The 1,959-nt window shown below is 66.1% G+C and carries 2 protein-coding genes; both read left to right on the forward strand.

The genetic code is table 11. The features are described from left to right. The coding region (locus VF643_RS00700) for an outer membrane beta-barrel protein (RefSeq protein ID WP_331041441.1) at positions 1 to 856 on the forward strand (856 nt) is incomplete at its 5' end. Beyond that, positions 856 to 1,896, forward strand: a complete 1,041-nt coding sequence (locus VF643_RS00705) for a phytase (protein ID WP_331041442.1) — start codon at positions 856 to 858, stop codon at positions 1,894 to 1,896. The genes VF643_RS00700 and VF643_RS00705, both read left to right, overlap by 1 nt. The last annotated feature ends 63 nt before the right edge of the window (positions 1,897 to 1,959 follow it).

Here is a 1,959-nt window from a genome sequence, read left to right on the forward strand (position 1 = left end):
CCTCCACTTCAACTGGGACGTCAACGACCGGATGAAGACGCGCCTGTCGTTCAACACCGGCGCGGCACGCCCCGATTACGATCAGCTTCGCCCCAATCTGTCGTTCAGCGACGCCAATCTGACGATCTCGGGCGGCAACCCCGAAGCCAAGCCCGAAAAGGCACGCGGCGTCGATCTGTACGTCGAATATTACACGATGCCGCGCGGCTTCCTGTCGGTGGGCGTGTTCTACAAGGACGTGCGCGACGTCCTGTTCGACACGTCCAGCACCTTCAACAGCACCATTCTCAACACCAACGGGGTGGATCGCTCGCAATATCAATATACCACGATCGCCAATGGCGGCGACGGCTACATCTACGGACTGGAGGCGGCGATCCAGCAGCAGCTGGAGCCGTTCGTGACCGATCTGGGCTTGCCCGACTGGATGGGCGGGTTCGGCGTGCAGCTCAACGCGACGCTCAACAAGAGCCGCTCGGAGACGCCGGACGGTCGCAAGATCCGTCTCCCGGGCGCGTCCGACGGGGTGTATAATCTGATCGGCTATTACGAGAAATACGGCTTCTCGGCGCGCGTCTCCTACCAGAACCGCTCGCCCTGGATAGATTCGATCGGTGCGTTCGGGCTCGTCAACGGCGTCAATCGCGGCATCGACGGCGGCGACGCCTATTGGGCGCGGGATGACGAACTCGACGCCAGCGTCCGCTTCGCGATCACCCCCAATGTCGAGATCTACGGCGATTTCGCCAACCTGCTCAACGGCCCCGGCCGCCGTTACGCCGGCAGCAGCCAGTACACGATCGAACATGAGACGTTCGGCCGGCGCTACACGGGCGGCGTTCGGGTCAGCTTCTGATGCGCCCGGTTCTTGCCGCAGCATTATTGTTGTCCGGCTGTGGTGCGACAACGGTGGTGGGTCCGCCCGCTGCCGATCGCATCACGGCGGCGCCCGACATTCCCACGATCGCGGAGACCGAACCGGTCGCCAGCGCCGACGATGCGGCCGACGACCCGGCAATCTGGCGCAACCGGCGTTCGCCAGCCAAGAGCCTCATCGTGGCCACCGACAAACAGGCCGGGGTTCACGTCTATGACCTCGCGGGCAAGCGGCTCAGCTACACGCCAGCGCAGCGGCTCAACAATGTCGACCTGCGCGAGAGCGGTGGCCGCATCACCGTGGTCGCCAGCGACCGCGCCGATGTGGCGCAGGCGCACGTCTCGCTCTTCGATCTCGATCCCGCGGCCGCGAAGCTGCGTCCGCTGGGTCGTTTCCCCGTGGGTCCGGGCGAGGCTTACGGCATGTGCCTGTGGAGCCGGCCGCGGGACGGCGCATTATTCGGCTTCGTCGTGCTGAAGGACGGGCGCATCGACCAGATCGCGATCGATCGGTCGGGCGCCGCGCCGCAGGTGCGCACCGTCCGCTCGATGAAGCTCGCCAGCCAGTCCGAGGGCTGCGTGGCCGATGACCGCACGGGATTGCTCTATGTCGCGGAGGAGGATGTCGGGTTGTGGCGCTTCGCCGCCGATCCCGCGGCGTCCACCACCGCCACCGCGGTCGCGCGCGTCGATGGCACTACGCTGGTGGCCGATGCCGAAGGACTGGCGCTCGCGCCGGAGGGCCGCACCGGCGGCTACCTCGTCGTCTCAAGCCAGGGCGACAACGCCTATACGCTCTACCGCTTGCCGGGCGTGACCTATGCCGGCCGCTTCCGCATCGGCGGTGGAGCCGTCGATGCCACCAGCGAGACCGACGGCATCGACCTCGTGCCGGGCAGCTTCGGGCCGGCTTACCCGCGCGGCCTGATGGTCGCTCAGGACGGCGACAATGCGCCCGCCACCCAGAACTTCAAATATGTCAGCTGGGCCGCCGTGCGTAAGGCGTTGCGGCTGCGCTAGCTTCTGTTCCGGCGACACGCGCTTGCCGTTCGATGATGAACAAGGACCGTTCCATGACGAAGA

Source organism: Sphingomonas sp. (assembly GCF_036387595.1).
In the GTDB taxonomy this organism is placed as follows: Bacteria; Pseudomonadota; Alphaproteobacteria; order Sphingomonadales; family Sphingomonadaceae; genus Sphingomonas.

Excerpts from the sequence above, each read along its gene's own strand:
- VF643_RS00705 (WP_331041442.1), top strand. The coding sequence starts at position 856 with ATGCGCCCGGTTCTTGCCGCAGCATTATTGTTGTCCGGCTGTGGTGCG.